Source organism: Caulobacter sp. LjRoot300 (assembly GCF_964253875.1).
GTDB lineage: Bacteria > Pseudomonadota > Alphaproteobacteria > Caulobacterales > Caulobacteraceae > Caulobacter.
Genome location: NZ_CAXUSA020000007.1, coordinates 70,876 through 93,540, shown reverse-complemented (window position 1 = coordinate 93,540; position 22,665 = coordinate 70,876). Strand labels below are relative to the sequence as shown.

Genomic DNA, 22,665 nt, shown 5'->3' with positions numbered 1-22,665 from the left:
TCCAACAAGCTGACGTTTCAAGAGTCCGAGAAGGGTGGTTAGCGGGACTTGGCTGCCGCCCTGGAACCCCTCTCTCTCTTTGAGAGAGGGAGGGGCCCGCCGCGAAGCGGTGGGAGGGTGAGAGGTTTCACCGCTGGCCGGAAAATCCCGATTCTGTCGTTGATCGGCCCAGTCCGGCCAGCCAGGCTTCGACCATGGACACGACCGCCACCGCCCGTCGCCTTCGCCGGGATCAGACCCTCGCCGAAAGGACGCTCTGGGCCCTGGTGCGCAACCGCCGCCTGGGCGGATTCAAGTTCCTGCGACAGGTGGCGATCGACCGCTACTTCGCCGATTTCGTCTGCGAGGCGGGCAAGCTGATCGTGGAACTGGACGGTCCGGCCCACGACGGGCGGGAGGATTATGACGCCCGCCGCACGCAGGTGCTGGAACTGTTTGGCTATTTGATCCTGAGGTTCCCTAACGAGCGGGTCCTGGCCGACCCCGGCGGCGTCGCCGACGACATACTGGCCGTGCTTCGACCGGAGAGGGTGTAACCTCTCACCCTCCCACCGCCTGCGGCGGCGGGCCCCTCCCTCTCTCAAAGAGAGAGGGGTCAAAGTCCGACATGCGTCGAAATCCGCCCCTGACCCCCTACCCGCCCCCGATCGCCCCCCACACCGCCAGCGCCTGCGCCGTCTCGCGGACGTCGTGGACCCGCACCGCCGCCACGCCGGCGGCCGCGGCGTGCAGGTGGGCGGCCAGGGAGCCGCCGAGGCGGGCGGCGGGATCGGCGCCCTGCGGGTCCAGGGCGGCGATGAAGCGCTTGCGGCTGGCGCCCAGCAGGATCGGATAGCCCAGGGCCACGAAGCGCGGCAGGGCGGCCAGCAGGGCCAGGTTGTGGGCCGGAGTCTTGCCGAAGCCGATGCCCGGGTCCAGCCAGATCTTCTCCCTGGCCACGCCCGCCGCCATCGCCGTCAGGGCCCGGGCCAGCAGGAAGGCCTCGACCTCGGCGACCACGTCGTCGTAGCGCGGATCGTCCTGCATGGTCCCCGGCTCGCCGAGCATGTGCATCAGCACCACCTCGCAGCCCAGTTCGGCGGCCGCCTCCGGGGCGTCTGCGGCAAAGCGCAGGGCCGCGACGTCGTTCCAGAGACTGGCCCCGGCGGCGACGGCGGCGCGAGCCACGGCGGGTTTCATGGTGTCGATCGAGATCGTCACGTCGCTGGTCGCGCGGATCGCCTCGATCAGCGGAACGACCCGGGCGATCTCCTCGGCGGCCGACACCGGCGTCGCGCCGGGCCGGGTGCTCTCGCCGCCGATGTCGAGGATGTCGGCCCCCGCCTCGATCAGCCGCCGGGCCTGGTCCAGGGCCGCGCTGGGCGCGAGGAACCGCCCGCCGTCCGAGAAGCTGTCGGGCGTGACATTGACGATCCCCATGACGCGGGGGCGGAGGTGGGGGCGAGGGGTAGTCATTGTCGGGTTTTAGGCCCGCGACGCCCCCTCCGTCACGATGCGTATTCGCATCGCGCCACCTCCCCCGCTATGCGGGTGAGGAGAATGGGCGAACGCTCTCCTCACCCGTGCAACGGGGGAGGTGGCCCGAAGGGCCGGAGGGGGCGTCCCGCCCCTACCAGTCGATGAACGTCGTGAACTCGCCGATCATCCCCGTCCAGACGCCGAAGTCGTCGTCCAGGCCGGCCATGGTGCGGCCGGCGTTCACATTGACGTCGTACTGGACGTAGGGGTCGCCGTCGTCGTCGAGATAGACCTTCAGGTAGCGGTTCTTGCGGTTCCACTCGTTGGCCTTCTCCAGCTTCAGCGGCGTCTTCAGGTCGAAGCCGGCCGAGAACTGCAGCGCCTTGCAGCGCTTGGCCTCGTCGCAGTCGTAGAAATAGATCTTGAAGGTCTGGCCGTCGGCGGCGCTGTTGATCAGCGGATCGTCCGACGAATCCTTGGTCAGCTCGGCCTTGTAGCCGCCCTTCTGCAGCCAGGCCGCCACTTCGGGGCCGGTCATGCCGCCCTTGTGGATCTCCTGGGCCTGGGCCGCTCCGGCCCCGCCCACGATCAGCAGCGCCGTCGCGGTCGCCAGGGCGATGATCGCCGTCTTCATGTCATGCCTCCCCGCCGCGCGCTCGCGGCCAGGGCGCAGGCTAGCGGCGCCCGCTCCGGACGCAAAGCAACCGGCGAAGAAAAAGCCGGATCGGCGAACCGGTCCGGCTTTTCCTGGTGCTGCCGCGTGGGCTCCAGGCCTAGGCGACGAGGCCCGTCGAGACCGGCACCGAGGCCACCGGCCCGACCGGCATCTTGTTGCTCTCGTCCTCGACGCGGACGGGCTGAATGCCCTTCATGACGTTGATGATCTCGTCGCCGCTGAGGGTCTCGAACTCCAGCAGGGCCTTGGCCACCGCGTGCAGCTCGGTCAGCTTCTCGGTCAGGATCTGGCGAGCCTCGTCCTCGCCGCCCTTGACCAGGCGGCGGACCTCGGTGTCGATCTTGATCATGGTGTCGGGCGAGACGTTCTGGGTGCGGGCCACCGAGTGGCCCAGGAACACCTCGTCCTGGTTGTCGCCATAGGCCACGGTGCCCAGCTCGTCGGAGAAGCCCCAGCGAGTGACCATGTTGCGGGCCAGGCTGGTGGCGGCGCTGATGTCGCTGGATGCGCCCGAGGTGATCTTGTGCTTGCCGAAGATCAGCTCCTCGGCCACCCGGCCGGCCATCATAATGGCCAGGCGCGAGGTCATCATGTCGAAGCTCATCGAGTAGCGGTCGCCCTCGGGAAGCTGCATGACCATGCCCAGGGCCCGGCCGCGCGGCACGATGGTGGCCTTGTGCACCGGGTCGGCGACGGCGACGTTGAGGGCCACCAGGGCGTGGCCGCCCTCGTGATAGGCCGTCAGCTTCTTCTCGTCCTCGCTCATGGCCATCGAGCGACGCTCGGCGCCCATCATCACCTTGTCCTTGGCGTATTCGAAGTCGTGCATGGTGACCATGCGACGGTTCTTGCGCGCGGCGGTCAGGGCCGCCTCGTTGACCAGGTTGGCCAGGTCGGCGCCCGAGAAGCCGGGGGTGCCGCGGGCCAGGGTCTTGACGTCGACGTCGGCGGCCAGCGGCACGTTCTTCATGTGCACGCGGATGATCTTCTCGCGGCCCATGACGTCGGGATTGGGCACCACGACCTGGCGGTCGAAGCGGCCCGGACGCAGCAGGGCCGGGTCCAGCACGTCGGGACGGTTGGTGGCGGCGATCAGGATGATGCCCTCGTTGGCTTCGAAACCGTCCATCTCGACCAGCAGCTGGTTGAGGGTCTGCTCGCGCTCGTCGTTGCCGCCGCCCAGGCCGGCGCCGCGATGGCGGCCGACGGCGTCGATCTCGTCGATGAAGATGATGCAGGGAGCGTTCTTCTTGGCCTGCTCGAACATGTCGCGCACGCGGCTGGCGCCGACGCCGACGAACATCTCGACGAAGTCCGAACCGGAGATGGTGAAGAACGGCACGCCAGCTTCACCCGCGACGGCGCGGGCGATCAGGGTCTTGCCGGTGCCCGGAGGGCCGACCAGCAGGGCGCCCTTGGGGATCTTGCCGCCCAGGCGCTGGAACTTGGCCGGGTCCTTGAGGAACTCGACGACCTCCTGCAGCTCTTCCTTGGCCTCGTCGACGCCGGCGACGTCGTCGAACAGCACGCGGTTCTTGTTCTCGGTCAGCAGCCGGGCCTTGGACTTGCCAAAGCCCATCGCGCCCTTGGTGCCGCCCTGCATCTGGCGCATGAAGAAGATCCACACGCCGATCAGCAGCAGGATCGGCAGCATCTGCAGCAGGATGCTCACCAGGACGTTGCCGCCCTTCTGGTAGACGATCTCGGAACCGCGCGCCTCGAGGCGCTTGACCAGGTCCTCGGAATTGGACGGGATGTTGACGCTGTAGGGCTTGCCGGTCTTCGGCTCGACCTTGACCACGTCGCCATTGATGTTGGCCGTCTTGACCTCGCCGCTGTCGATGTTCTTGAGCAGCTGCGAATAGCTGGTCTCGCCGGCGGCGCCCGCGCGACCGCCCTGGCTGAAGACGCCATAGGCCGCCACCACCACCAGCACGATCGCCGCCCAGATGCCCAGGGTCTTGAAATTCATACGCGTTGTCTTCCCAACGATGTCTCTGACCTTCCAAGATAGGACGGTCCGGCCGGTTTCGCCACGCGCGGGGATATCATGTCGCGGGCTCTTGATCGACACGGCCTGTCGCCGCCTCGAAACGATCCGCCACAAGACAACGCGCCCGTGTCGTTTCGGCCCCTGCAAGGATCGGGCAACTGACGCCGCCTTGCGGGTCGATGACGGCCGGAAGGGCCGGGCGGGCGGCCGGCGGCAGGGCTTTCAGCGCCTGGCGTTGGGCGGCGGGCAGCCGAACGGCCAGGCCTTGCAGGGGACGGACGACCAGGCCGGTCTCGACGGCGGTGAGTTCGTAGCGGCCGTCCCAGACGACGGGTTGGTCGACGGGCAGCCTCAAATCGCCCCTCCCCCCGTGGGGGAGGCGACCCGAAGGGTCGGTGGGGGGAGCTTGCCGGGGTGGGTCTACTCCCCCCACCGTCGGCTTCGCCGACACCTCCCCCATGGGGGGAGGATTTGCTGACCGCCGCGCCTCGCCGGGTTCGCGGAAGAAACGCACGACCTCTCCCGCCGCCTCGATCCGCGCCCCGGCCAGGGTGGCGGTGAAGGTCTCGCCTGTCCGGATCCGGTCCACCAGCCGCTGGAGCCGTTCGCCGCGCGGCGGCTGGGCGGTTCCGGCCGCGCACAGGCAGGCGGCGGCGACGTGGGCGGCCGGGGCGTCGCGCGGCAGGACGAGATAGCCCTCTCCTCCCCCGTGAAACGGGGGAGGTGGCGCGTCGCCGATCGGCGACGTGACGGAGGGGGCGTCCGGCGGCGCCGTCATGCCAGCGGCGGACGCCCCCTCCGTCGGCTTCGCCGCCACCTCCCCCGCCTGGGCGGGGGAGGTGAGATGCGCCCGCGCCCGGGCCCGCGCCGACCTCGGATCGTCGTTGGCCGGATCGTCCAGCCAGGTCTCGCCGCGCGCCGCCAGCCAGTCACGGATCTCGCCGCGCCGGACCGACAGCAACGGCCGCAGCACGAACACGCCCCGCCCTTCCGGCCAGGCCGGCGAGGGCGACCACGCGCGGGGGTCGGACACGGTCGAGCCCTGGGCCCGCATCAGGGCGGCCTCGGCCAGGTCGTCGGCGGTGTGGCCCAGCAGCAGGACCCCCGCCCCGGCCTCGCGGGCGGCGGTCGCCAGCAGGGCGTGGCGGGCGGCCCGGGCGGCGGCCGACAGGCCGGAGACGGGCTTGGGACCGGTCCAGGCCAGCGCCTGGGCCTGGGCGCCCAGGGCGCGGGCCTTGGCGACCGCCTCGTCCGTCCAGCGGGCGCTGGCGGGGTTCAGCTGGTGGTCGACGGTCAGGCTGAGCACCGGGCGGCCATGGGGCCGGGCCCAGTCCAGGACCAGGATCAGCAGGGCCAGGCTATCGCCGCCGCCGGAGAACCCCACCGCCAGGGGCGCCGCGGCGCCGGGGCGCAGGCGGCGGTCGAGGGCGGCGGTGAAGGCGGGGAAACTTTCGATGAAACGCCCTCCCGTTCTCCGCTCATCCCGGCGAATGCCGGGACCCAGATCCTATGGCGGTGTGTCGAATTGGATGAGCTCGGAGTTCGAGGAACCCGCCTCCCCGCCATTCCATCTGGGTCCCGGCATTCGCCGGGATGAGCGGAGTTATTAAAGCCTCAAGCCCCGCACTTGGCCTGGACCCGGGTCGTCGCGGCCTTGGAGGCGATCGCGGACGGGGCCTTGGGGTAGCGCCGGGTCAGTTCGTCCAGGGTCTTGCAGGCGTCGGCGGGCTTCTTCAGGGCCACCAGCGAGCGCGACAGCTTCAGCACCGCGTCGGGCGCCCAGCTGGTCTGCGGCCAGCCGCGCACGGCGCCCAGATAATTGCCGGCGGCGTCGCCATAGGCCTCGCGCACGAACTGGGTCTCGCCCAGCCAGTAGCGGGCCTCCGGGGCCTTGGCGCTGTCGGGGAAGGCCTGGACATAGCCGGCGAAGGCCTGTTCGGCCCCGGCGTAGTCGCCGTCCAGCAGCATCTGGCGGGCCGACTTGAAGGCCGTGGCGGGGTCGGTCGAGGCCGGGGCGGGCGCGGCGGCGACCGGCGCGGCGGCGGCGGCCGCGGCCACAGCGGCGGCCTCCTGGTCGGCGAGGCGCTTTTCCAGCGCGGCCAGGCGCTGGTCCAGCGCGTCGGCCCGGGCCTTCTCGGCGTCGTTGGCGCGGCGCGCCTCGTCCAGGTCGTGGGTCAGGCCCTCGTTCTGGCCGTTCAGCTTGGTCAGGGTCTGTTCGAGGTCGCGCATCCGCTCCGACATCGCCGCGATCTGGGCGTCGGTCTCGGCCGCCTGGACGACGACCGGCTTGCCGGTGTCGCGGCCCTGGAAGACGATCGCCCGCAGTTCGCGGACCACCTTCTCCATCTTGTCCAGCCGCTTGGCCGAGCGGTCGTCCAGCGGGTCGGGCATGGGGGTCTGGGCCATGGCCGGGACCGTGGTGAGCGCCAGGACGGCGGCGAGCAGAGCGGCTTTCAGCTTCATGTCGGCGATTATGCCCCGGTTGCGGACAAAAGTGCGGCCAAAGGCCAGAGCTTTACGAGGATCGCCCTGGCGGCGCGTAAAAACGTTGTCATCCCGGAAGCGCGGAGCGCTGTCCGGGACCCAGGGCGGCTGCACCGCATCGGCCGCTCACCTGGATCCCGGAAAGCCTCTGCGAGGCTTCCGGGATGACAACGGGAAGAGAACCCCTCCCCAGCGAGGAAAGGGGAAGATCGACTACCGCGCGCCGTCGGTGATGGCGGTGCGGGCGTTGCGGTTCTTGGCCCAGGCGTCCTCGTTGGTGCCCGGATCAATCGGGCGTTCCTTGCCGTAGGACAGGGTCTCGATGCGCGAGGCCGAGACGCCCTGGCCGGTCAGGAACTCGCGGACGGCGTTGGCGCGGCGGGCGCCCAGGGCCAGGTTGTACTCGCGGGTGCCGCGTTCGTCGGCGTTGCCCTCGATGCGCACCTTCACCGCCGGATAGCGGTTCAGCCACTGGGCCTGGGCCGACAGGGTCGGCTGGGCGTCGCTGCGGATGTCGTAGCTGTCGGTGTCGAAATAGACCCGCTCGCCGATGTTGATCACGAAGTCCTGCACCGTGCCCGGCAGCGGGCCCTGGTTGACCGGCGACTCCGGCGTGGCCGGCGCCTGGTACGGGGGAGGCGTGGGTTGCGAGGCTTCCGGCGTCGGCGCCGCGGGGCCCGCGGGCTTCGGCCGCGAAGCACAGGCGGCGAGCGAGGCGGCCGCCAGACCGATCATCGCCAGTCTAGCGACGCGTTGGGTGTCGAAGCTCATCCAAGTTTCTCCTCAAGTCCACGGCCAAGGTCCGTAGTTCTAGCGCGTGTGGCCTTCGCGGCGGCGCGCCAAATCGTACCTTGCACCTCACAATGGCGTCAGAATGTCGCACGACCACCTGGTTTCATCCGCCGCGTGAACGCCGGATGAACGACGATGAGGCAACGCGCCGCCATGGCAGAGGTTGCCTGAAAAGCGTGTGGATGGATGACCCAAAACCTCCTGCTCGTCCTTTCCCGGGCCCCTCAGATATTGCCCAGAGCGTGACCGCACTCCGGGCAAGTTCGGAAAATGGGCAATGGAAACCGCCCCAAGCCGCCGGGCGCGCGCTTCAAATGCTCAACGGTGTAGAGCGTCGCGCGGCAATCCCGACACCGCCTGGATATCAGGTACAGCGTCGCCGGAATGAAGAGGAACGGGATCGGCGCCAGCGCAATCCACGCTGGCGCTCCGCGAGAGGCTAGAGCCACGGCCACAAAGGGGTATAGGGGCGTGGCGCACATCACCCCATAGCTCAGTATGAAAAGGGCCTTGCGCACGGTCAGGTGATCAATCCAGCAGCGGCGACCAGGCGGGGTCCGACGCGGCGCCCTGATAGGCGGCGGGGCGCAGGATCCGGCCGGTGATGTCCACCGTCCACAGCCGCGAATTGCCGTTGGAGCTCTCGCGCGAGAACATCAGCACCCGGCCGTTGGGGGCCCAGGTGGGGCCTTCGTCCAGGTAGCTGGTGGTCAGCAGGCGTTCGTCGCCGCCGTCGGCCCGCATGACGCCGATGTGGAATTCGCCGCCGGTCTGCTTGGTGAAGGCGATGAAGTCCCCGCGCGGGCTCCACACCGGGGTGGTGTAGCGGCCGCCGCCGTACGAGATGCGGCGCACGCCGCTGCCGTCGACGTTCATGATGTAGATCTGGGCCTGGCCGCCGCGGTCGGAGTTGAACACGATCTTGCTGCCGTCCGGCGAGAACGAGGGCGAGGTGTCGATGGCCGGGTCGGTGGTGATCCGCGTCGACGACCGGCTGCGCAGGTCCATCACATAGATGTCGCTGTTGCCGCCCTTCTCGACCGAGAAGGCCACCTTGCTGCCGTCCGGCGAGAAGCGCGGGGCGAAGACCATGCCCGGGAACTTGCCGATGGTCTCGGTGCGGGCCGTCTCCAGGTTGGTCAGGTAGATGCTGGACCCCGTCGGCCGCAGCGCCATGTAGGTGATCTCCTGGCTGGTCGAGGAGAAGCGCGGGGTCATGACGATGTAGGAGCCGTCGGTCAGGTACTGCGGGTTGGCGCCGTCCTGGTCCATGATCGCCAGCTTCTTGACCCGGGCCAGCTTGGAGCCGCTCTCGGCGACGAACACCACGCGGGTGTCGAAATAGCCCTTCTCGCCGGTCAGCCGCTCATAGACCGCGTCGCTGATCTTGTGGGCCACGCGCCGCCAGTTTTCGGCGGTCGAGGTGAATTGCAGGCCCAGCAGCTGCTGCTGGCTGAAGGTGTCCCACAGGCGGAAGTCGACGCGCAGGGTACCGTCGGCGCCGACCGTGACCTGGCCGTTGATCAGGGCCTGGGCCCCGGTCGCCTGCCAGTCGGGGAAGCGCGGCTGGACGTTCACGTCGGTCAGCTTGTCGGCGACGTTGGCCACGTTCAGCGGCTGGAACAGGCCCGAGCGCTCCAGGTTGCCGCTGATGACCTGCGAGATGTCGGCCCCGCGCCCGCCGCCCGAGAAGGCGGGGATGGCCACCGGCAGCGGCTTGACCGCGCCCTTGTCGATGTCGACCTCGATCTGGGCCCGGGCGGCGGTCGGCGCGAGGACGGCCATGGACAGGGCCAGGACGGCGGCGCTGGCCAAGGCGGCGGGCAGACCCGTGAAGACGGACTTGAGGTTCATGCTGGGCATCCTCCCTATCGCGCCGCGCAAGCGTCGCGCGCCTTGAAGTTCAAATTGAGTTGCTGGCCGTAATAGTCGGGCGGCAGGCCCTCGAACGGCGCCGACTGGTAGACCGCGCGGATCGCCCGGTCGGCGGCGGCCTTGACCACCGGGTCGGGCGAGCGTTCGGCGTCGGCGGCCGTCACCTGGCCGACGATGCGCCCGCCGGTGGCCAGTTTGAAGCTGACCTTGACCTGCACGGCCGCCCCGCCCTCGACCTCGCAATTGGGGTTCCAGCGGCGCTGGATCTCGTCCTTCATGCCGTTGATGGCGGCGGCCTGCAGGCCGGTCATCGCCCCGGCGCCGGGACGGGCCTGGGTGGCGGTCTCCGGACGGGTCGGGCCCTTGGCCGCGTTGGCCACCGGCTTGCCGGTCGCCTTGGGCGTCTTGGCCAGGGTCTTTTCCAGCGAGGCGAAGAAGTCGGGCTCGGGCTTGGCCGGCTTGGGCGGCGGCGGTTTCGGCGCGGGCGGTTTGGGCGTCGGGGTCGGCGTCGGCGCGGTCTTCGGCGGGGCCGGGGCGGGAGTAGGCACGGGCGCGGGCACCGGGGCCGGCGGCTGGGGCGTGGCCTCGGGCGTCGGCTCCTCGGTCTGGGCCGTCTGGTCCTGCACGTCCTCGATCGCCGGCCGCACGTTGGTGGGGCCCTCGGTGACGATGGTCACCGGCACGCTCTCGCCGATGATCACCGGCTTGGACGGCTTCCACGGCCCGATCAGGATCGCGGCCACCACCAGGACGTGGAGGCCGATCGACCCGACCAGGGCGGGGGAGAAGTTGGTGCGGTCTTCGCGATGGCTCATGCGAACCACCCCATGATCCGCTCATCCCGGCGAACGCCGGGACCCAGATGGAATGGCTTCGAGGCTGACGCCAAACAGCGCCGAGCGCCTCCAGTCATCCACACCGCTTTGGGATCTGGGTCCCGGCGTTCGCCGGGATGAGCGGAAGTAAGGACCATGGGCGCCAACCGTCACTGCGCCGGACGCAGGGCGCCCGCGTCGGAAGCGCCCGGGGTCTTGGCCGCGGCGCCCGAGGACGGGCCGCCGGTGTCGGTCAGCAGGTTGATCTTGGCGAAGCCGGCGTTCGACAGCGCCGCCATCACCTGGGCCACGGTCGCGTAGTTGGCCTTGCCGTCGGCGCGCACGAAGATCGGCTTGTCGTAGCCGTCGCCGGCGATCGACGAGATGCGCGGGGCCAGCTCGTTGAAGGGCACCTCGCCCTCGCCGATGAACACCGCGCCGTCGGCCTTGATCGACACCGTGATCGGCTCCTGCTGGTTCTGCAGGGCGGCGGCCTCGGTCTTGGGCAGTTCCAGCGGCACGCCGGCGGTCAGCAGCGGGGCGCTGATCATGAAGATGATCAGCAACACCAGCATCACGTCGACCAGCGGGGTGACGTTGATCTCGGACAGGGCGCCCTTGCCCCGCCGGCCGCGGCGGCGACCGCGACGACCGCCGGTGGCGAAGGCGTCGTTGGCGGACATGGCCATGCGACTAGACCCGCTCGCTCAGGCGGCGCTGGATGGCCGTCGACAGGTCGTCGGCGAAGTTCTCCAGCCGGCCGGCGTACTTGCCCGCGTCGGTCGAGAACTTGTTGTAGGCGATATAGGCCGGGATGGCGGCGATCAGGCCGATGGCGGTGGCGAACAGGGCCTCGGCGATCGACGGGGCGACCACGGCCAGCGAGGTGTTCTTCGACAGGGCGATGTTCTGGAAGGCGTGCATGATGCCCCAGACCGTGCCGAACAGGCCGATGAACGGGCTGGCCGTGGCGACGATGGCCAGGCTGCCCAGCCCATCCTCGGCCTTGCCGGTCTCGCGTGAGATCAGGCTGTCCAGCATCCGGTCGATGCGCTGGATCAGGAAGGCCGCCTGGGCCTCGCCGATCGGCCCCTTGGCCTTGGCCTCGCGCCATTCCTTCAGCGCCGCCTGCAGCATGCGCGGCAGCGGATGGCGCGGATTGCTGCCGGCCTGGGCGGCCACCTCCTCCAGCCCCTGGCCCGAGCCGACCTGATCCTCGAATCGGTTGGCGGCCGCGTTCAGGCCCGCGAAGCGGAACAGCTTGTCGATGATCACCGCCCACGAGCCCAGCGAGGCCAGGATCAGGCCGATCATCACCGCCTTGACCACCCAATCGGCCTGGAGGAACAGCGAAATGAAGGAAAAGCTCTGGGGGCCTGCGGCGGCGTCCATGCGGGGTCCTGCTCCGTTGGGGCGTCAGTATCGTGGAAGGTGAATAGCGCACCTCCCGGGGTTCCGTTGCGCCTTACTGACATGAAGCGGGGCAATGGTGAAACTATGACGATCGTTGAGGGCGGGGGTTTTTTGATGGTGACGCGTTGAGCTTCACCTTGGGACGCCCCCTCCGTCACGATGCGTATCCGCATCGCGCCACCTCCCCCGCGATGCGGGTGAGGAGGACGCCGCATCTTTCTCCTCCCCCGTGCAACGGGGGAGGTGGCGCGTCGCGCAGCGGCGTGACGGAGGGGGCGTCCGCGGCGCTAGTCCTTCGCCCCGAGCCACGGCGCCAGCTGGCCCAGCATCTCCGCCGTCGGTTTGCGGGGGCGACCGTCCAGGGTGATGCAGACCGCCTCGCCGGCCGCCTGGACGATCATCTGGTCGCCGCGGGTGATCTTCTGGCTGACGTACAGGCGCGGGCCCTTGACCCGGTCATAGGTGGTGCGCACCAGCAGGGCGTCGTCGATCCGGGCCGAGCGCTTGAAGTCCAGCTCCATGCGGATGATCGCGAAGGCGGTGTCGGCCGCGTGCAGGGCGGTGTGCGAGATGCCGATCCTGCGGAAGAAATCGCTCCGCCCCCGCTCGAAATAGCGCAGGTAGTTGGCGTGGTAGACGATGCCGGAAAAATCGGTGTCCTCGTAATAGATGCGCACGGGCAACTGGTGCTCGCGGCCGTCGAAGACGCCGGCGGTGGGTTCGATCATCCTGGGCTCCGGTCGGGCGCGGCGTATTGGGCTCTCGCCCTTGTAGTGCTATGTTCGGCTCATGAAAATCGAGCCCTCCCTGTTCGATGAGATCGACGACGACGCGGAAGCCGCCGCCGATGCGCGCGCCGAGGCCGATGTCGCGGCGGGCCGCGTGATCAGTCACGAGGCGGTCAGCCGCTGGCTGGCGTCCTGGGCGAACGGCGCGCCGATCCCGCCGCCCAAGGTAGGCGACTGAGGGATTGCGTCGGGTCATCTGGACAGCCGAAGCCATAGCCAACCTCGACAGCATCTTCACCTATGTCGCGGGCTTCAACGCGCCGGCCGCCGCGCGCCTGGCCCAGCGTTTGCAGACGGCGGCCAACAGCCTGGTCGAGCATCCCGAACGCGGCCGAGCCGCCTCGCGGGGCCTGCGCGAACTGGCCACGATCCATCCGTACCTGATCCGCTACCGGTTCTCGGACGAGGCCGTTGTGATCCTGCGCATCCGCCACGGCGCGCAGCGTCCGGACTGAGCTAGTCTTCCCCGAACAGTCCGCCCTGCACGATCTTCGGCGCCGAGACCGGCTCGGCCAGGCCCAGGTGCAGATAAGCCTTGCCGCAGGCCATCCGGCCGCGCGGGGTGCGCTGGATGAAGCCCTGCTGCATCAGATAGGGCTCGATCACGTCCTCGACCGCGTCGCGGGCCTCGGCGATGGCGTAGGCGATGGTCTCCACGCCCACCGGGCCGCCGCCGTAGTTGTCGATCATGGCCCGCAGGTAGCGGCGGTCCAGGCTGTCGAGCCCGCTCTCGTCGACCTCAAGTCTCGCCAGGGCCATCCCCGCCGCCTTGCGGTCGATCACGGTCGCCCCGTCGGCGGCGGCGAAATCGCGGACCCGGCGCAGCAGGCGGCCGGCGACGCGCGGCGTGCCCCGGGCCCGCTTGGCGATCTCGTCGGCCCCGTCGTCCGACAGCGGCGCGCCCATCTTGCGGGCGGCGTGCAGCAGCACGTGGCGCAGCTCGGCCGGGGTGTAGAACTCCAGCCGGATCGGGATGCCGAAGCGGTCGCGCAGGGGCGTGGCCAGCATGCCGGCCCGGGTGGTGGCCGCCACCAGGGTGAAGGGGGCCAGGTCGATGCGGATCGAGCGCGCCGAGGGCCCCTCGCCGATCACCAGGTCCAGCACATGGTCCTCCATGGCCGGATAGAGGATCTCCTCCACGGTCGAGGGCAGGCGGTGGATCTCGTCGATGAACAGGACGTCGTTGGCTTCCAGGTTGGTCAGGATCGCCGCCAGGTCGCCGGCCTTGTTCAGCACCGGGCCCGAGGTGGCGCGGAAATTGACGCCCAGCTCGCGGGCGACGATCTGGGCCAGGGTGGTCTTGCCCAGGCCCGGCGGGCCGAACAGCAGCACGTGGTCCAGGGCCTCGCCCCGGCCCTTGGCCGCCTCGATGAAGATGCGGAGATTACCCTTGGCCTGCTCCTGGCCGACGAACTCGGCCAGGGTCTGCGGGCGCATGGCGCGGTCGGAGGCCGTGGGGATGGTCTCGCCGTGTTGGGGCTCGCCGGAGATGATGCGGGTCATATCCCCCCTCCGTCGGCGGAGTTTATCCTCGGGCCGGCCTTTGGCCGGACCCGGGGGCCGACACCTCCCCCACGGGGGGAGGGGCTAGGCACACAGCCCCTCCCCCCGTGGGGGAGGCGGCCCGAAGGGCCGGTGGGGGGAGTGTGACGAACGCTCACCGCCCCAACTCCTGCAAACCCGCCTTGATCAGCGCCTGCACCGTCGCCTCGTCGCCCAGCTTGGCGGCGGCGGCTTCCACCACCCGCCGCGCATTGACCTCGGCCACGCCCAGGCCCATCAGCGCCGCGACGGCGTCACCGGTCGGGGCCGGCTTGGCGGGGGCCGACGGCGTCGACGGCGCGGTCATCAGCACCGGCCCGTCGGTGATCGGCTTGTCCTTCAGCTCGGTGACGATCCGCAGGGCCAGCTTGGGACCGACGCCCGAGGCCCGGCCGACCGCCGCCTTGTCCTCGCGCGCCACCGCCGAGGCCAGCTCGGCCGGCGACAGCACGTCCAGCACGGCCATGGCCGCCTTGGGGCCCACGCCCTGGATAGCCTGCAGCAGCACGAAGGCCTTGCGGTCCTCGCGCGTGCCGAAGCCATAGAGCCGCAGGCCGGCGCTCTCGCTCCACTGGCTCTCGATGTGCAGCAGGGCCTCCTCGCCCAGGGCCGGCAGGCGCTGCAGGGTGCGCGACCCGCAACGCACGACATAGCCCACGCCCATGACGTCGATCAGGGCCTCCTCCTCGCCGACCTCGGCCACGGCCCCGCGTAGGCGACCAATCATGCCACTCTCCGGTTGGCGACGCGCAGGTTGGCGTGGGTGATGGCGACGGCCAGGGCGTCGGCGCAGTCGGCCGTGGTCTTGCCGGCCGTCGGCAGCAGGCGGGCGATCATGAAGCCGATCTGGGCCTTGTCGGCCGCCCCGGTGCCGACCACCGCCTTCTTGACCAGGCGGGTCGAATATTCGGCCACCAGCAGGCCCGCGCGCGCGGGGGCGATCAGGGCGGCGGCGCGGGCGTGGCCCAGCTTCAAGGTCGACTGGGCGTTGGTGTTGAGGAACACCTCCTCGACCGCCGCCTCGTCGGGCCTGTGCTCCTCGATCACCGCGCAGATGCCCTCGAACAGATGCAGCAGGCGACTGGCGAAGTCGGCCTTCTCGTCGGGGGCGATCACCCCGTGGGCGACATGGCTCATGCGCGAGCCCTCGACGCTGAGCACGCCCCAGCCGGTGCGGCGCAGGCCGGGGTCGAGCCCCAGGATCCGGATCGGAATGCGATTCGCGTTCATCATGTGTTCTCGCACCATCGCCCGGATTCCGCCCGAAGAAAAGGCGCGGGACGCGGTCCAGCAAAACACGCGACTTGCCTAACGAAAGCTTAAAGCGCGTCTCCCGTGGGTTCGAGCGCTTCCGCCCCCGGGTTGTCATCCCGGAAGCGCGCAGCGCTGTCCAGGACCCAGGACAGCCGCACCGCATCCGCCCAGTCCCCTGGGTCCCGGACAGCCTCTGCGAGGCTTCCGGGATGACAACTGTTAGGAACCGCGCGCCCTCGCTGCCTCAGGCCGGACTCAGCGCCGGGGCGCGGAACAGCCGGGCCAGCAGCAGGGCCTCGACGGCCGGCGCGTCGAGGCCGACGCAGAGCTCGGCGTTGGGCTCGCCGTCGATCCGCTCGATGCGGCCCAGGTGCTCGCCGTCGGTCAGCACCCGCAGGCGCGCGGGCTCGAACACGAACAGCTCCGGGGCCACGACGCTGGCGGCGACCACAGCGTCGTGCGGGTGGCAGCCGTCCTCCACGCCCCAGACCCGCCGATGGAAGGCCATGTACGGCCCCATCGCCTTGTTCAGCCGCGCCGACAGCGGCGTGCCGCAGGCGGCCGAGCCCTCGGCCATGGCCTGGGCGGTCAGGGTGACCTTGACGCTGACGTCCAGCGGCACGAGCCGCGGCAGGACCCCGCGCTCCAGCACCCGGGCCAGGGCCTCGGCGTCGCTCCAGCTGTTGAAGTCGGCCCCGCCGGCCGCCTTGCCCTCGACGGAGAAGGCCCCGGCCATGATCGTCGGCCCCCAGCCCTTGAAGGCGCCGGCGTCCTCCAGCAACCCCTGGGCCAGGTTGGTCAGCGGCCCCAGGAAGAGACCGGCCACCTTGGCGCGGGCGCGAAAGGCCAGCAGGCTGCCGCCCTGGCCGCGATCCAGCTCGGGCAGCTTCCAGCGCTGCGAAAAGCCCGCGCCGTTCAGGCCGTCCACGCCGTGGGCCGGGCGCATCCGCTCGACCCGCCGCTTGGCCACGCCGGAGCCGGCGCCGATATAGACCTCGGCCGGGCAGCCGGCCAGGCGCAGCACCCCGCGGGCGTTGGCGGCGGCCTGGTCGACATAGGTGTTGCCGAACACCGCCGAGACCGAGACGATCTCCACCACGTCGCGCGAACGCGCCAGCATGGCCAGGGCCAGGGCGTCGTCCACGCCGCAGTCGGTGTCGATGTGCAGGCGCAGCGGCATGGCGACAGCATAGCGCGAGAGGGGCGGTCGCGAGAAGACGGCGTGGCGTCGCCCAAGCTCATATCAGGCTCATATACGGCGAGGATCGGGGACGACCGGCGACCGTCAGTCCTTGCGCGGCCGGATGGCGAACTCCAGCACCCGAGGATCGGCGCGCAGGGCCGCCGACAGCTCGTCCAGGCGCAGCACGCCCCGGCCCGAGAACGGCCCCGACAGCTCGAACACCGCTCCGCCCTGGACCAGTTCCTGGCAGACCCGCGCGCCTTGCAGGTCGAAGGCGTCCAGCATGCGCCGCAGCTCGGCCTCGTCGATCACCGCCTCGCGGCGCGAGCGCACGACGATCTCGGCGAAGTTCTTCTGCGGCATGTGGCGGTCCAGCCAGCGGGCGGCGCTCAGCACCACCAGCGACAGCACCGTGCCGCCGACCGCCGCTCGTACAGCCCCACCCCGAACAGGGTGCCGATCGCCGATGTGATCCACAGCGAGGCCGCCGTCGTCAGGCCGTGCACCGAGGCGCCCTGCTGGAAGATCACCCCGCCGCACAGGAAGCCGACGCCGGTCAGGATGCCGTGGGCCATGCGGACCGGGTCGATGCGCACCACCTCGTTGGGCGCGCCCTGCAGCCAGGTGATCTGGTGCACGGCCCCCAGCATCAGCAGTGCCGAGGCCAGGGCGACGAGCATGTGGGTGCGCAACCCCGCCGGCCGGGCCCGATACTCCCGCTCGAACCCGATCGCCCCGCCAGCCGCCAGGGCGCCGAGAACGGGGATGGCCAGTTGCAGGGGGGCGTCCATGCGGAGGGAACGGGTGAAGGGGGAGCCGCGATCCCTCTCCCCTTTCACGCAGGGCCGGGCAGGGCCGGGGACATGCACTTGTGCGTGTCCCCACTTCTGACCTCGATGGAACAAGCCCAGCAGAAGAAGCTCAGCGTCCGAACTGGGGACACGCACAAGTGCATGTCCCCGGGCGGGATCAGCCCAGTTTCGCCACGTCCTCGTCGCTGATCTCTTCGTTCGAGTAGACGTCCTGGACGTCGTCGTCGTCGTTGAGCGCGTCGAGCAGCTTCATCAGGGTGGCCACGGCGTCGCCGGTGACCGGGACCTGGCTCTTGGGGCGCCAGGCGATCTTGGTGTTGCTGGCCGGGCCGAACTTGGCTTCCAGGGCGGCGGCCACCTCGTTGAGGTCCTCGAAGGCGGTGTAGACCGTGTGGCCCTCGCCCTCCTCGTCCAGGTCCGAGACCACGTCGTCGGCGCCGGCCTCGATGGCGGCTTCCATCATGGCGTCTTCGCTGGCGGCCTTGGCCGGATAGCTGATCTGGCCGACGCGGTCGTAGTTGAAGGTCACCGAGCCGGTGGCCCCCATGTTGCCGCCCATCTTGGTGAAGTAGGAGCGGACATTGGCGGCGGCGCGGTTCCTGTTGTCGGTCAGCACCTCGACGATGATCCCGACGCCGCCGGCGGCCACGCCCTCGTAGCGGATCTCGCTGTAGTCGGCCGCGTCGCCCATCTGCGACTTCTTGATCGCGCGGTCGATGACGTCCTTGGGCAGGCTCTCGGCCTTGGCGTTGTTCACCGCCAGCCGCAGGCGCGGGTTCATGTTCGGGTCGGGCAGGCCCGCCTTGGCCGCCACGGTGATCTCCCGCGACAGCTTGGAGAACAGCTTGGACCGCGCGGCGTCGGCGCGGCCCTTGCGGTGCATGATGTTCTTGAATTTCGAGTGGCCGGCCATTCGGAGGCTCTTCTCTGGTCTGCGAAGTGAAAGGTAGGGCGCGCTTCTAGCGTCTGAAGCGGGGTATTGTCACCCCGCGATGCGCAGAGCCGATCCTCCCCCCGTGGGGGAGGCGGCCGAAGGCCGGTGGGGGGAGTCGTCGGAGGGCTGTCGCAAAACGGCCGAGCCCGATCACTCCCCCCTCCGTCGGCTGCGCCGATACCTCCCCCACAGGGGGAGGATCTGGTGCCTCACGCCACCTTCAGCACCACCTCGATATTGCCGCGCGTCGCCTTGGAATAGGGGCAGACCTCGTGGGCCGCGTGCAGCAGCTTTTCGGCCGTCTCGCGGTCCAGGTCCGGGGCGTTCAGCGTCAGGCGCACGCCGACGTGGAAGCTGACGTCGTCCTTGATCAGGTCGACCTCGCTGTCCAGGCTGTGCTCGCCCAGCTTGACCCCCTGGTTGCGGGCCACCAGGCCCAGGGCGCCCAGGAAGCAGGCGCTGTAGCCGGCCGCGAACAGCTGCTCGGGATTGGTGCCGTTCCCGTCGCCGCCCATCGACTTGGGATAGGCCAGCTTGACGTCCAGGTGGCCGTCGTCGGTCTTGGCCGTGCCCTGGCGGCCGCCGACGGCGTGGGCATGGGCGGTGTAGATGGCGTCGGTCATGGGGGGGGCTCCTTTTGCGAAAGTTCAAATGGACACCTGGTAGGTGACAACGGCAACACACAACCAAAGCTTGACCTTGGGGTGCGGCGAAATACAACCCTTAAGAACAACACACCCAGAGATCGCGCGATGGCCACACAACCAGCTCAACTCCCAAATCTCTATTGGGCGCAACTGAGACAGGTGAAAGCCGCCAGCGTTTACATGCGCCTTTATCGTAATCGCCTAGCCAAGCAGGTGCGCACGATCGAACTGATCAAGGCCGTGAGCTCCAGCGGTGCAATCGCCGGCTGGGTAGTGTGGAAGGATTTTCCATTTCTCTGGGCGGGCATCATCGCCGCAGCGCAGCTGCTCGACGCCCTTAAGGGTGTTTTTCCATTTGCCAAGCTGCATCGCGCCGCCAGCGATCTGACCATCGCGATGGAGACAATCTGGATAGACGCCGATGCGGAATGGACCGACATCTACGCGGGGCGGCTGACCGACCAAGAGGTTAGCAAACGGCTGCAGAAACTACGCAAGCTGCAGCTGGACGCCGAACGTAAGCATTTCCCTGAAGGTTTCGAGCCCGACCCGAAGCTCATCGCGCTAGCGGAACAGGAAGCCGAAAGCTATCTTAGGATCACCTTCGATGACGAGGTCGCGCCGTGAACCATAACGACCCTAAAACCCCCAGCGGTGGACGCTTTGTCGAACGCGGTACGATATTCCCAACGTTCAAGGTGAATGTCCCTATGCCGGCGGGGACTGCACCAACCCGACCCGCTCCACCGCCTCAGGCCTCCAACAAGCCGCCGCGTCGCTAGACGCCCTCATCACACCTCCGGCACAGCCTCCTTCAGCCGTCCGCCCACCCGGATCGGCTCGACGCGGACCGCCAGGCCCGTGCGGTCGTCGGTCTCGACGAACACGCCGCAGACCGTGGCCGGGCCGCTGGCGGGGGTGTAGCGGCCGCCGCTGATCTTGGTGGTGAAGCGCCGCAGGGGCTCTTCCTTCTGGTTGCCGATCACGCTGTCATAGTCGGCGCAGGCCCCGGCGTCGGTCTGGTAGGCGGTGCCGCCGGGCAGGATCTGGGCGTCGGCGGTCGGCACGTGGGTGTGGGTGCCGACCACCAGCGAGGCGCGGCCGTCGCAATAGTGGCCCATGGCCATCTTCTCCGAGGTGGCCTCGCAGTGCATGTCGACCACCACCGCGTCGGCCACCTGGCCCAGCGGGGCCTTGTCCAGCTCGCGGTCGGCGGCGGCGAACGGGTCGTCCATGGCGTCCATGTGCACCCGGCCCAGCAGGTTGATGACCATGATCGTCCGGCCGCCCTCGGTCTGGAACAGGTGGCTGCCCTTGCCCGGCGCGTCCGACAGGATCGGGTAGTTGGCCGGCCTTATCAGTCTCGGTTCTCGAACAATGTAGGTCAGGGCCTCGCGCTGGTCCCAGCTGTGATTGCCCAGGGTCAGGCAGTCGGCCCCGGCCTCGAACAGCTCGCGCGCGGTGTTCTCGGTGATGCCGAAGCCGGCGGCGGCGTTCTCGGCGTTGATGATCACGAACTCGAGCCCGAGTTGGCGGCGCAGGGCGGGCAGGTGGTCGGCCAGGCCGTCGCGGCCCGACTTGCCCACGACGTCGCCGAAGAAAGCAAAACGCATGAATTAGTCCTCTTGGACGGCGATATACTCGCTTTCCGTCAGGATGGCGTCCAATCGTTGGTCGTGCGGCTCATCGGGCAGGCCGTGTGTCTCCTGGCCCACATAGGCCAGGCCCAGCACGAAGACGCTCTTGCGGGCGCGCAGGACCGCCAGCGCCCGGTCGTAATAGCCGCCGCCCTGGCCCAGCCGCCGTCCCTGGCGGTCGAAGGCCAGCAGCGGCGTGACCACCAGGTCGGGCTCGACGATCGGCTGCTCGCCGCTCGGGGCGACCAGGCCGATGGCGTCGCGGGCCAGGGCCTCGCCCGGCGTCCAGCGCCGATAGACCATGCGGCCGTCGGGTCTTTCAGGGCCGACGCCCTCGACGCTGGGCAGGGCCAGGGTCCAGCCGGCGCTCGCCAGCCAGTCGGCCAGGGGCAGGGCCGAAAGCTCCGAGCCCAGGCCGTGATAGACGGCCGCGACCCGGCCGCGCGGATCGGGGAAGCGCTGCGTCAGCGGCCCCCGGGCCATGTCGACGACCGCGCGATCGGCCTCGGGATGCTCGCGCGCCAGGGCCTTGCGGCGGTCGCGGACGAACACTCGCAGGGCGGTCTTGGCGGCGGCGGGATCGGCGATCGTCATGAAGCCCTCATCCGATCAGTTCGCGGTCAGCGCGAAACTGGACCCAGGCATGGATGGCGTACACGAAATCGCTGTGCGTCAGCGTCCCGGGATCGAGCCGGCGGGGAGACAGCAGGGTTGCGAGTTCGGCGTTGAAAAGTCGGTAGTCCTCGCGCATCGCGCCGGCGCCAGGCAAGGGCGGCGCATCGCGGGCGCGATGGTCCGAAAGCCAGTCGCGAACACAGCGGATCGCCTCATCCGGATCGTTGCCGTGCGACTCGATGTCCTGGCCGCTGATATCCGAGAGGGCGGCGTCGTAGCGATGGCGATCGGCGTCCAGGATCAACGCACGCTTGCGGCGATGACGCGGCTCGCCGAGCAATCGGGCGCCGAGGTGAAGTCCAAGCTCCATCGGCATGTTGAACCGAGGCAGGGCGCCCCGTTCGACCTCGACCCGCGACAGGTCGTGTATGCCCCAGTCACACTCGCCGATCATCCGGGCGATCTTGTCGATGCGGACCTCGGCGCCGTCGGTGGAATCCAGCGCGCAACGAGGATAATAGCCCGACAGGACGATCGTGAAGACCATCGCCCGGAAGATCGGCTGGAAGTCGCTATCGAACGGACAGTTTATGAAGACGGATCGGGCCGCCGGAAACCTAACCCTTGGACGCGGCGTCACGCGTCGTATCGTTCATTGTCCGGAACCCTTCCCGGATGACCTCGGCGATCGCGGAACGTTTTCCGACCATGGGCTGGATCGTGATCCCCCGATACACGACAGCGCGATCCTGCCGGCTGACGTCGGCCTTCGCCGAGCGGGTGGTCGATGTCTTGCGCGCAGTCGCCATGGCCGGAATTATGGCATGAAACAGAGAGTGAACAAGTGAAGAAAGGTGGCGGCGCCGTGAAGAACCGTGAAGACGTTTCAATCCACTCGAACCTGTTAGTTACAGGTGGGCCCCGTGTTCCCGCAGCCACGGCCACGGGAGGGAACAGGTCCCGATAGAGAGATTAAGGTCCCTGGGAATAGAAATCTTCGACGAGGGCCACAGCTGACCCGCCGAGAGGGAAGATAGGCGTTCGGGGCCTCGGGCGCCAGGGGAAGGTTGTCGCAGACCGCTGGATAGACCCTCCCCCTGTGGGGGAGGCGGCCGAAGGCCGGTGGGGGGATTTGTCGGATCGAGGATCCGAGATCCGGCCGGCTACCGATCACTCCGCCCTCCGTCGGCTTCGCCGACACCTCCCCCACAGGGGGAGGATCTAGAAGGGTTAGCCCTTGATCATCTCTCCCATCACCGCGCGCCACCCCTGCTGCGCCTCCGCCCCCGCCCGGTCGAAGGCGGCGCGCAGGTGCCGGGTCTGGGCTTCGGTGAGTTCGGCTTCCAGCTTGCGGCCGGCGTCCGTCAGGGCCAGGCGCTTGACGCGGCGGTCCTGGGTCGAGGCCTCGGCGCGGACCAGGTCCATCTCCATCAGCTGGCGCAGCGGCGCGTTCAGGGCCTGCTTGCTGACGGCCAGCAGGTCCAGCAGGCCGCGCACCGACACCTCGGGCCGGCGGCCGATGAAATAGAGGATCCGGTGGTGCACCCGCCCCAGGCCCCGCCGCTCCAGAATCCGGTCTGGACGATCGGTAAAGCCGCGATAGGCGAAATAGAATTGCTCGATCGCATCGTGCAGATCGCCCACAGAGGCAGGATCATCCAGGTCAACCATATTGACACAATAGGGCTGACGCGCTCATCGTGTCGATAGGTCAAGATCATTGACACTGTTGAAAGGTGAGCCATGG

28 protein-coding genes and 2 pseudogenes are annotated in these 22,665 nt (G+C 69.3%); 5 read left to right on the top strand and 25 right to left on the bottom strand.

Annotation, left to right across the window (positions count from 1 at the left end):
- Positions 1–31 precede the first annotated feature (31 nt).
- A pseudogene (locus ACSQ2G_RS21055) lies at positions 32–123 on the bottom strand (hypothetical protein); the annotation flags it as partial.
- 71 nt (positions 124–194) lie between these two features.
- On the opposite strand from ACSQ2G_RS21055, the gene ACSQ2G_RS21050 reads away from it, so the two are divergent.
- Positions 195–536, top strand: coding sequence for an endonuclease domain-containing protein (locus tag ACSQ2G_RS21050; RefSeq protein WP_436034208.1), 342 nt, complete (start codon positions 195–197; stop codon positions 534–536).
- Positions 537–633: 97 nt separating this feature from the next.
- Here ACSQ2G_RS21050 and folP read toward each other — a convergent pair whose 3' ends face one another.
- From folP to tolQ, 10 genes are all read right to left on the bottom strand, one after another.
- The gene (folP, locus tag ACSQ2G_RS21045; protein ID WP_436034206.1) at positions 634–1,455 is read right to left on the bottom strand and encodes a dihydropteroate synthase; all 822 of its coding nucleotides are present in this window, start codon (positions 1,453–1,455) and stop codon (positions 634–636) included.
- Between the two features lie 154 nt (positions 1,456–1,609).
- The gene (locus ACSQ2G_RS21040) at positions 1,610–2,092 is read right to left on the bottom strand and encodes a YbjN domain-containing protein (protein WP_436034205.1); all 483 of its coding nucleotides are present in this window, start codon (positions 2,090–2,092) and stop codon (positions 1,610–1,612) included.
- A gap of 139 nt (positions 2,093–2,231) precedes the next feature.
- The gene (gene ftsH, locus ACSQ2G_RS21035; protein ID WP_436034203.1) at positions 2,232–4,106 is read right to left on the bottom strand and encodes an ATP-dependent zinc metalloprotease FtsH; all 1,875 of its coding nucleotides are present in this window, start codon (positions 4,104–4,106) and stop codon (positions 2,232–2,234) included.
- A gap of 76 nt (positions 4,107–4,182) precedes the next feature.
- Entirely contained in the window at positions 4,183–5,583 is a 1,401-nt protein-coding gene (gene tilS, locus ACSQ2G_RS21030) for a tRNA lysidine(34) synthetase TilS (protein WP_436034305.1), read from the bottom strand.
- Positions 5,584–5,741: 158 nt separating this feature from the next.
- Complete coding sequence (gene ybgF / locus ACSQ2G_RS21025; protein ID WP_436034201.1) at positions 5,742–6,590, bottom strand: tol-pal system protein YbgF; 849 nt, start codon at positions 6,588–6,590, stop codon at positions 5,742–5,744.
- A gap of 234 nt (positions 6,591–6,824) precedes the next feature.
- Positions 6,825–7,382, bottom strand: a complete 558-nt coding sequence (pal, locus tag ACSQ2G_RS21020; RefSeq protein ID WP_436034200.1) for a peptidoglycan-associated lipoprotein Pal — start codon at positions 7,380–7,382, stop codon at positions 6,825–6,827.
- A 549-nt stretch (positions 7,383–7,931) separates the two neighbouring features.
- Complete coding sequence (gene tolB, locus ACSQ2G_RS21015; RefSeq protein WP_436034303.1) at positions 7,932–9,188, bottom strand: Tol-Pal system beta propeller repeat protein TolB; 1,257 nt, start codon at positions 9,186–9,188, stop codon at positions 7,932–7,934.
- 83 nt (positions 9,189–9,271) lie between these two features.
- A complete protein-coding gene (locus ACSQ2G_RS21010) occupies positions 9,272–10,093 on the bottom strand; it encodes an energy transducer TonB (protein ID WP_436034199.1) in 822 nt (273 codons plus the stop codon).
- 170 nt (positions 10,094–10,263) lie between these two features.
- Positions 10,264–10,782 (bottom strand): ExbD/TolR family protein, encoded by a 519-nt coding sequence (locus tag ACSQ2G_RS21005; RefSeq protein WP_310087117.1) that lies wholly within the window; start codon positions 10,780–10,782, stop codon positions 10,264–10,266.
- A gap of 4 nt (positions 10,783–10,786) precedes the next feature.
- Positions 10,787–11,485, bottom strand: coding sequence for a protein TolQ (tolQ, locus tag ACSQ2G_RS21000; protein ID WP_436034198.1), 699 nt, complete (start codon positions 11,483–11,485; stop codon positions 10,787–10,789).
- Between the two features lie 146 nt (positions 11,486–11,631).
- Here tolQ and ACSQ2G_RS20995 point away from each other — a divergent pair.
- Positions 11,632–11,773: pseudogene (locus ACSQ2G_RS20995) on the top strand (hypothetical protein).
- 20 nt (positions 11,774–11,793) lie between these two features.
- On the opposite strand, the gene ACSQ2G_RS20990 reads toward ACSQ2G_RS20995, so the two are convergent.
- Positions 11,794–12,234, bottom strand: coding sequence for a YbgC/FadM family acyl-CoA thioesterase (locus ACSQ2G_RS20990; RefSeq protein ID WP_436034197.1), 441 nt, complete (start codon positions 12,232–12,234; stop codon positions 11,794–11,796).
- 61 nt (positions 12,235–12,295) lie between these two features.
- Here ACSQ2G_RS20990 and ACSQ2G_RS20985 point away from each other — a divergent pair, with 61 nt between their 5' ends.
- Positions 12,296–12,472, top strand: a complete 177-nt coding sequence (locus ACSQ2G_RS20985) for a CopG family transcriptional regulator (RefSeq protein WP_436034196.1) — start codon at positions 12,296–12,298, stop codon at positions 12,470–12,472.
- 4 nt (positions 12,473–12,476) lie between these two features.
- A complete protein-coding gene (locus tag ACSQ2G_RS20980; protein WP_310087106.1) occupies positions 12,477–12,749 on the top strand; it encodes a type II toxin-antitoxin system RelE/ParE family toxin in 273 nt (90 codons plus the stop codon).
- A 1-nt stretch (position 12,750) separates the two neighbouring features.
- Here the strand turns inward: ACSQ2G_RS20980 and ruvB are convergent, their stop codons facing one another.
- The 8 genes from ruvB to ACSQ2G_RS20940 form a co-directional block, all read right to left on the bottom strand.
- On the bottom strand, positions 12,751–13,797 hold the full coding sequence (gene ruvB / locus ACSQ2G_RS20975; RefSeq protein WP_310031947.1) for a Holliday junction branch migration DNA helicase RuvB: 1,047 nt from the start codon (positions 13,795–13,797) through the stop codon (positions 12,751–12,753).
- A 154-nt stretch (positions 13,798–13,951) separates the two neighbouring features.
- On the bottom strand, positions 13,952–14,563 hold the full coding sequence (ruvA, locus tag ACSQ2G_RS20970; protein ID WP_436034195.1) for a Holliday junction branch migration protein RuvA: 612 nt from the start codon (positions 14,561–14,563) through the stop codon (positions 13,952–13,954).
- Positions 14,560–15,081 carry a crossover junction endodeoxyribonuclease RuvC gene (gene ruvC / locus ACSQ2G_RS20965; RefSeq protein WP_436034301.1) on the bottom strand — a complete coding sequence of 174 codons (522 nt, stop codon included), beginning with the start codon at positions 15,079–15,081 and terminating at the stop codon, positions 14,560–14,562. Before ruvC ends, ruvA begins: the two co-directional genes overlap by 4 nt.
- Positions 15,082–15,334: 253 nt before the next feature.
- Positions 15,335–16,270 carry a nucleoside hydrolase gene (locus tag ACSQ2G_RS20960; protein ID WP_436034194.1) on the bottom strand — a complete coding sequence of 312 codons (936 nt, stop codon included), beginning with the start codon at positions 16,268–16,270 and terminating at the stop codon, positions 15,335–15,337.
- Between the two features lie 105 nt (positions 16,271–16,375).
- Complete coding sequence (locus ACSQ2G_RS20955; RefSeq protein ID WP_436034192.1) at positions 16,376–16,684, bottom strand: hypothetical protein; 309 nt, start codon at positions 16,682–16,684, stop codon at positions 16,376–16,378.
- Positions 16,663–17,064 (bottom strand): MgtC/SapB family protein, encoded by a 402-nt coding sequence (locus ACSQ2G_RS20950; protein ID WP_436034190.1) that lies wholly within the window; start codon positions 17,062–17,064, stop codon positions 16,663–16,665. The genes ACSQ2G_RS20955 and ACSQ2G_RS20950 overlap by 22 nt, the downstream gene beginning before the upstream one ends.
- A 178-nt stretch (positions 17,065–17,242) precedes the next feature.
- Positions 17,243–17,998, bottom strand: coding sequence for a YebC/PmpR family DNA-binding transcriptional regulator (locus tag ACSQ2G_RS20945; protein ID WP_028038035.1), 756 nt, complete (start codon positions 17,996–17,998; stop codon positions 17,243–17,245).
- Between the two features lie 230 nt (positions 17,999–18,228).
- The gene (locus ACSQ2G_RS20940; protein ID WP_436034188.1) at positions 18,229–18,642 is read right to left on the bottom strand and encodes an organic hydroperoxide resistance protein; all 414 of its coding nucleotides are present in this window, start codon (positions 18,640–18,642) and stop codon (positions 18,229–18,231) included.
- A gap of 129 nt (positions 18,643–18,771) precedes the next feature.
- Here ACSQ2G_RS20940 and ACSQ2G_RS20935 point away from each other — a divergent pair, with 129 nt between their 5' ends.
- Complete coding sequence (locus tag ACSQ2G_RS20935) at positions 18,772–19,293, top strand: hypothetical protein (protein ID WP_436034186.1); 522 nt, start codon at positions 18,772–18,774, stop codon at positions 19,291–19,293.
- 164 nt (positions 19,294–19,457) lie between these two features.
- On the opposite strand, the gene ACSQ2G_RS20930 is transcribed toward ACSQ2G_RS20935, so the two are convergent.
- The 5 genes from ACSQ2G_RS20930 to ACSQ2G_RS20910 all read right to left on the bottom strand — a co-directional run bounded on the left by ACSQ2G_RS20930 (position 19,458) and on the right by ACSQ2G_RS20910 (position 22,562).
- Positions 19,458–20,279, bottom strand: coding sequence for a TIGR00282 family metallophosphoesterase (locus ACSQ2G_RS20930; protein ID WP_436034184.1), 822 nt, complete (start codon positions 20,277–20,279; stop codon positions 19,458–19,460).
- Between the two features lie 3 nt (positions 20,280–20,282).
- On the bottom strand, positions 20,283–20,897 hold the full coding sequence (locus ACSQ2G_RS20925; RefSeq protein ID WP_436034182.1) for a 5-formyltetrahydrofolate cyclo-ligase: 615 nt from the start codon (positions 20,895–20,897) through the stop codon (positions 20,283–20,285).
- A 7-nt stretch (positions 20,898–20,904) separates the two neighbouring features.
- Entirely contained in the window at positions 20,905–21,465 is a 561-nt protein-coding gene (locus ACSQ2G_RS20920; protein ID WP_436034180.1) for a hypothetical protein, read from the bottom strand.
- A 70-nt stretch (positions 21,466–21,535) separates the two neighbouring features.
- Complete coding sequence (locus tag ACSQ2G_RS20915; RefSeq protein WP_436034178.1) at positions 21,536–21,727, bottom strand: hypothetical protein; 192 nt, start codon at positions 21,725–21,727, stop codon at positions 21,536–21,538.
- Positions 21,728–22,148: 421 nt separating this feature from the next.
- The gene (locus ACSQ2G_RS20910) at positions 22,149–22,562 is read right to left on the bottom strand and encodes a MarR family winged helix-turn-helix transcriptional regulator (RefSeq protein ID WP_436034177.1); all 414 of its coding nucleotides are present in this window, start codon (positions 22,560–22,562) and stop codon (positions 22,149–22,151) included.
- Between the last annotated feature and the right edge of the window lie 103 nt (positions 22,563–22,665).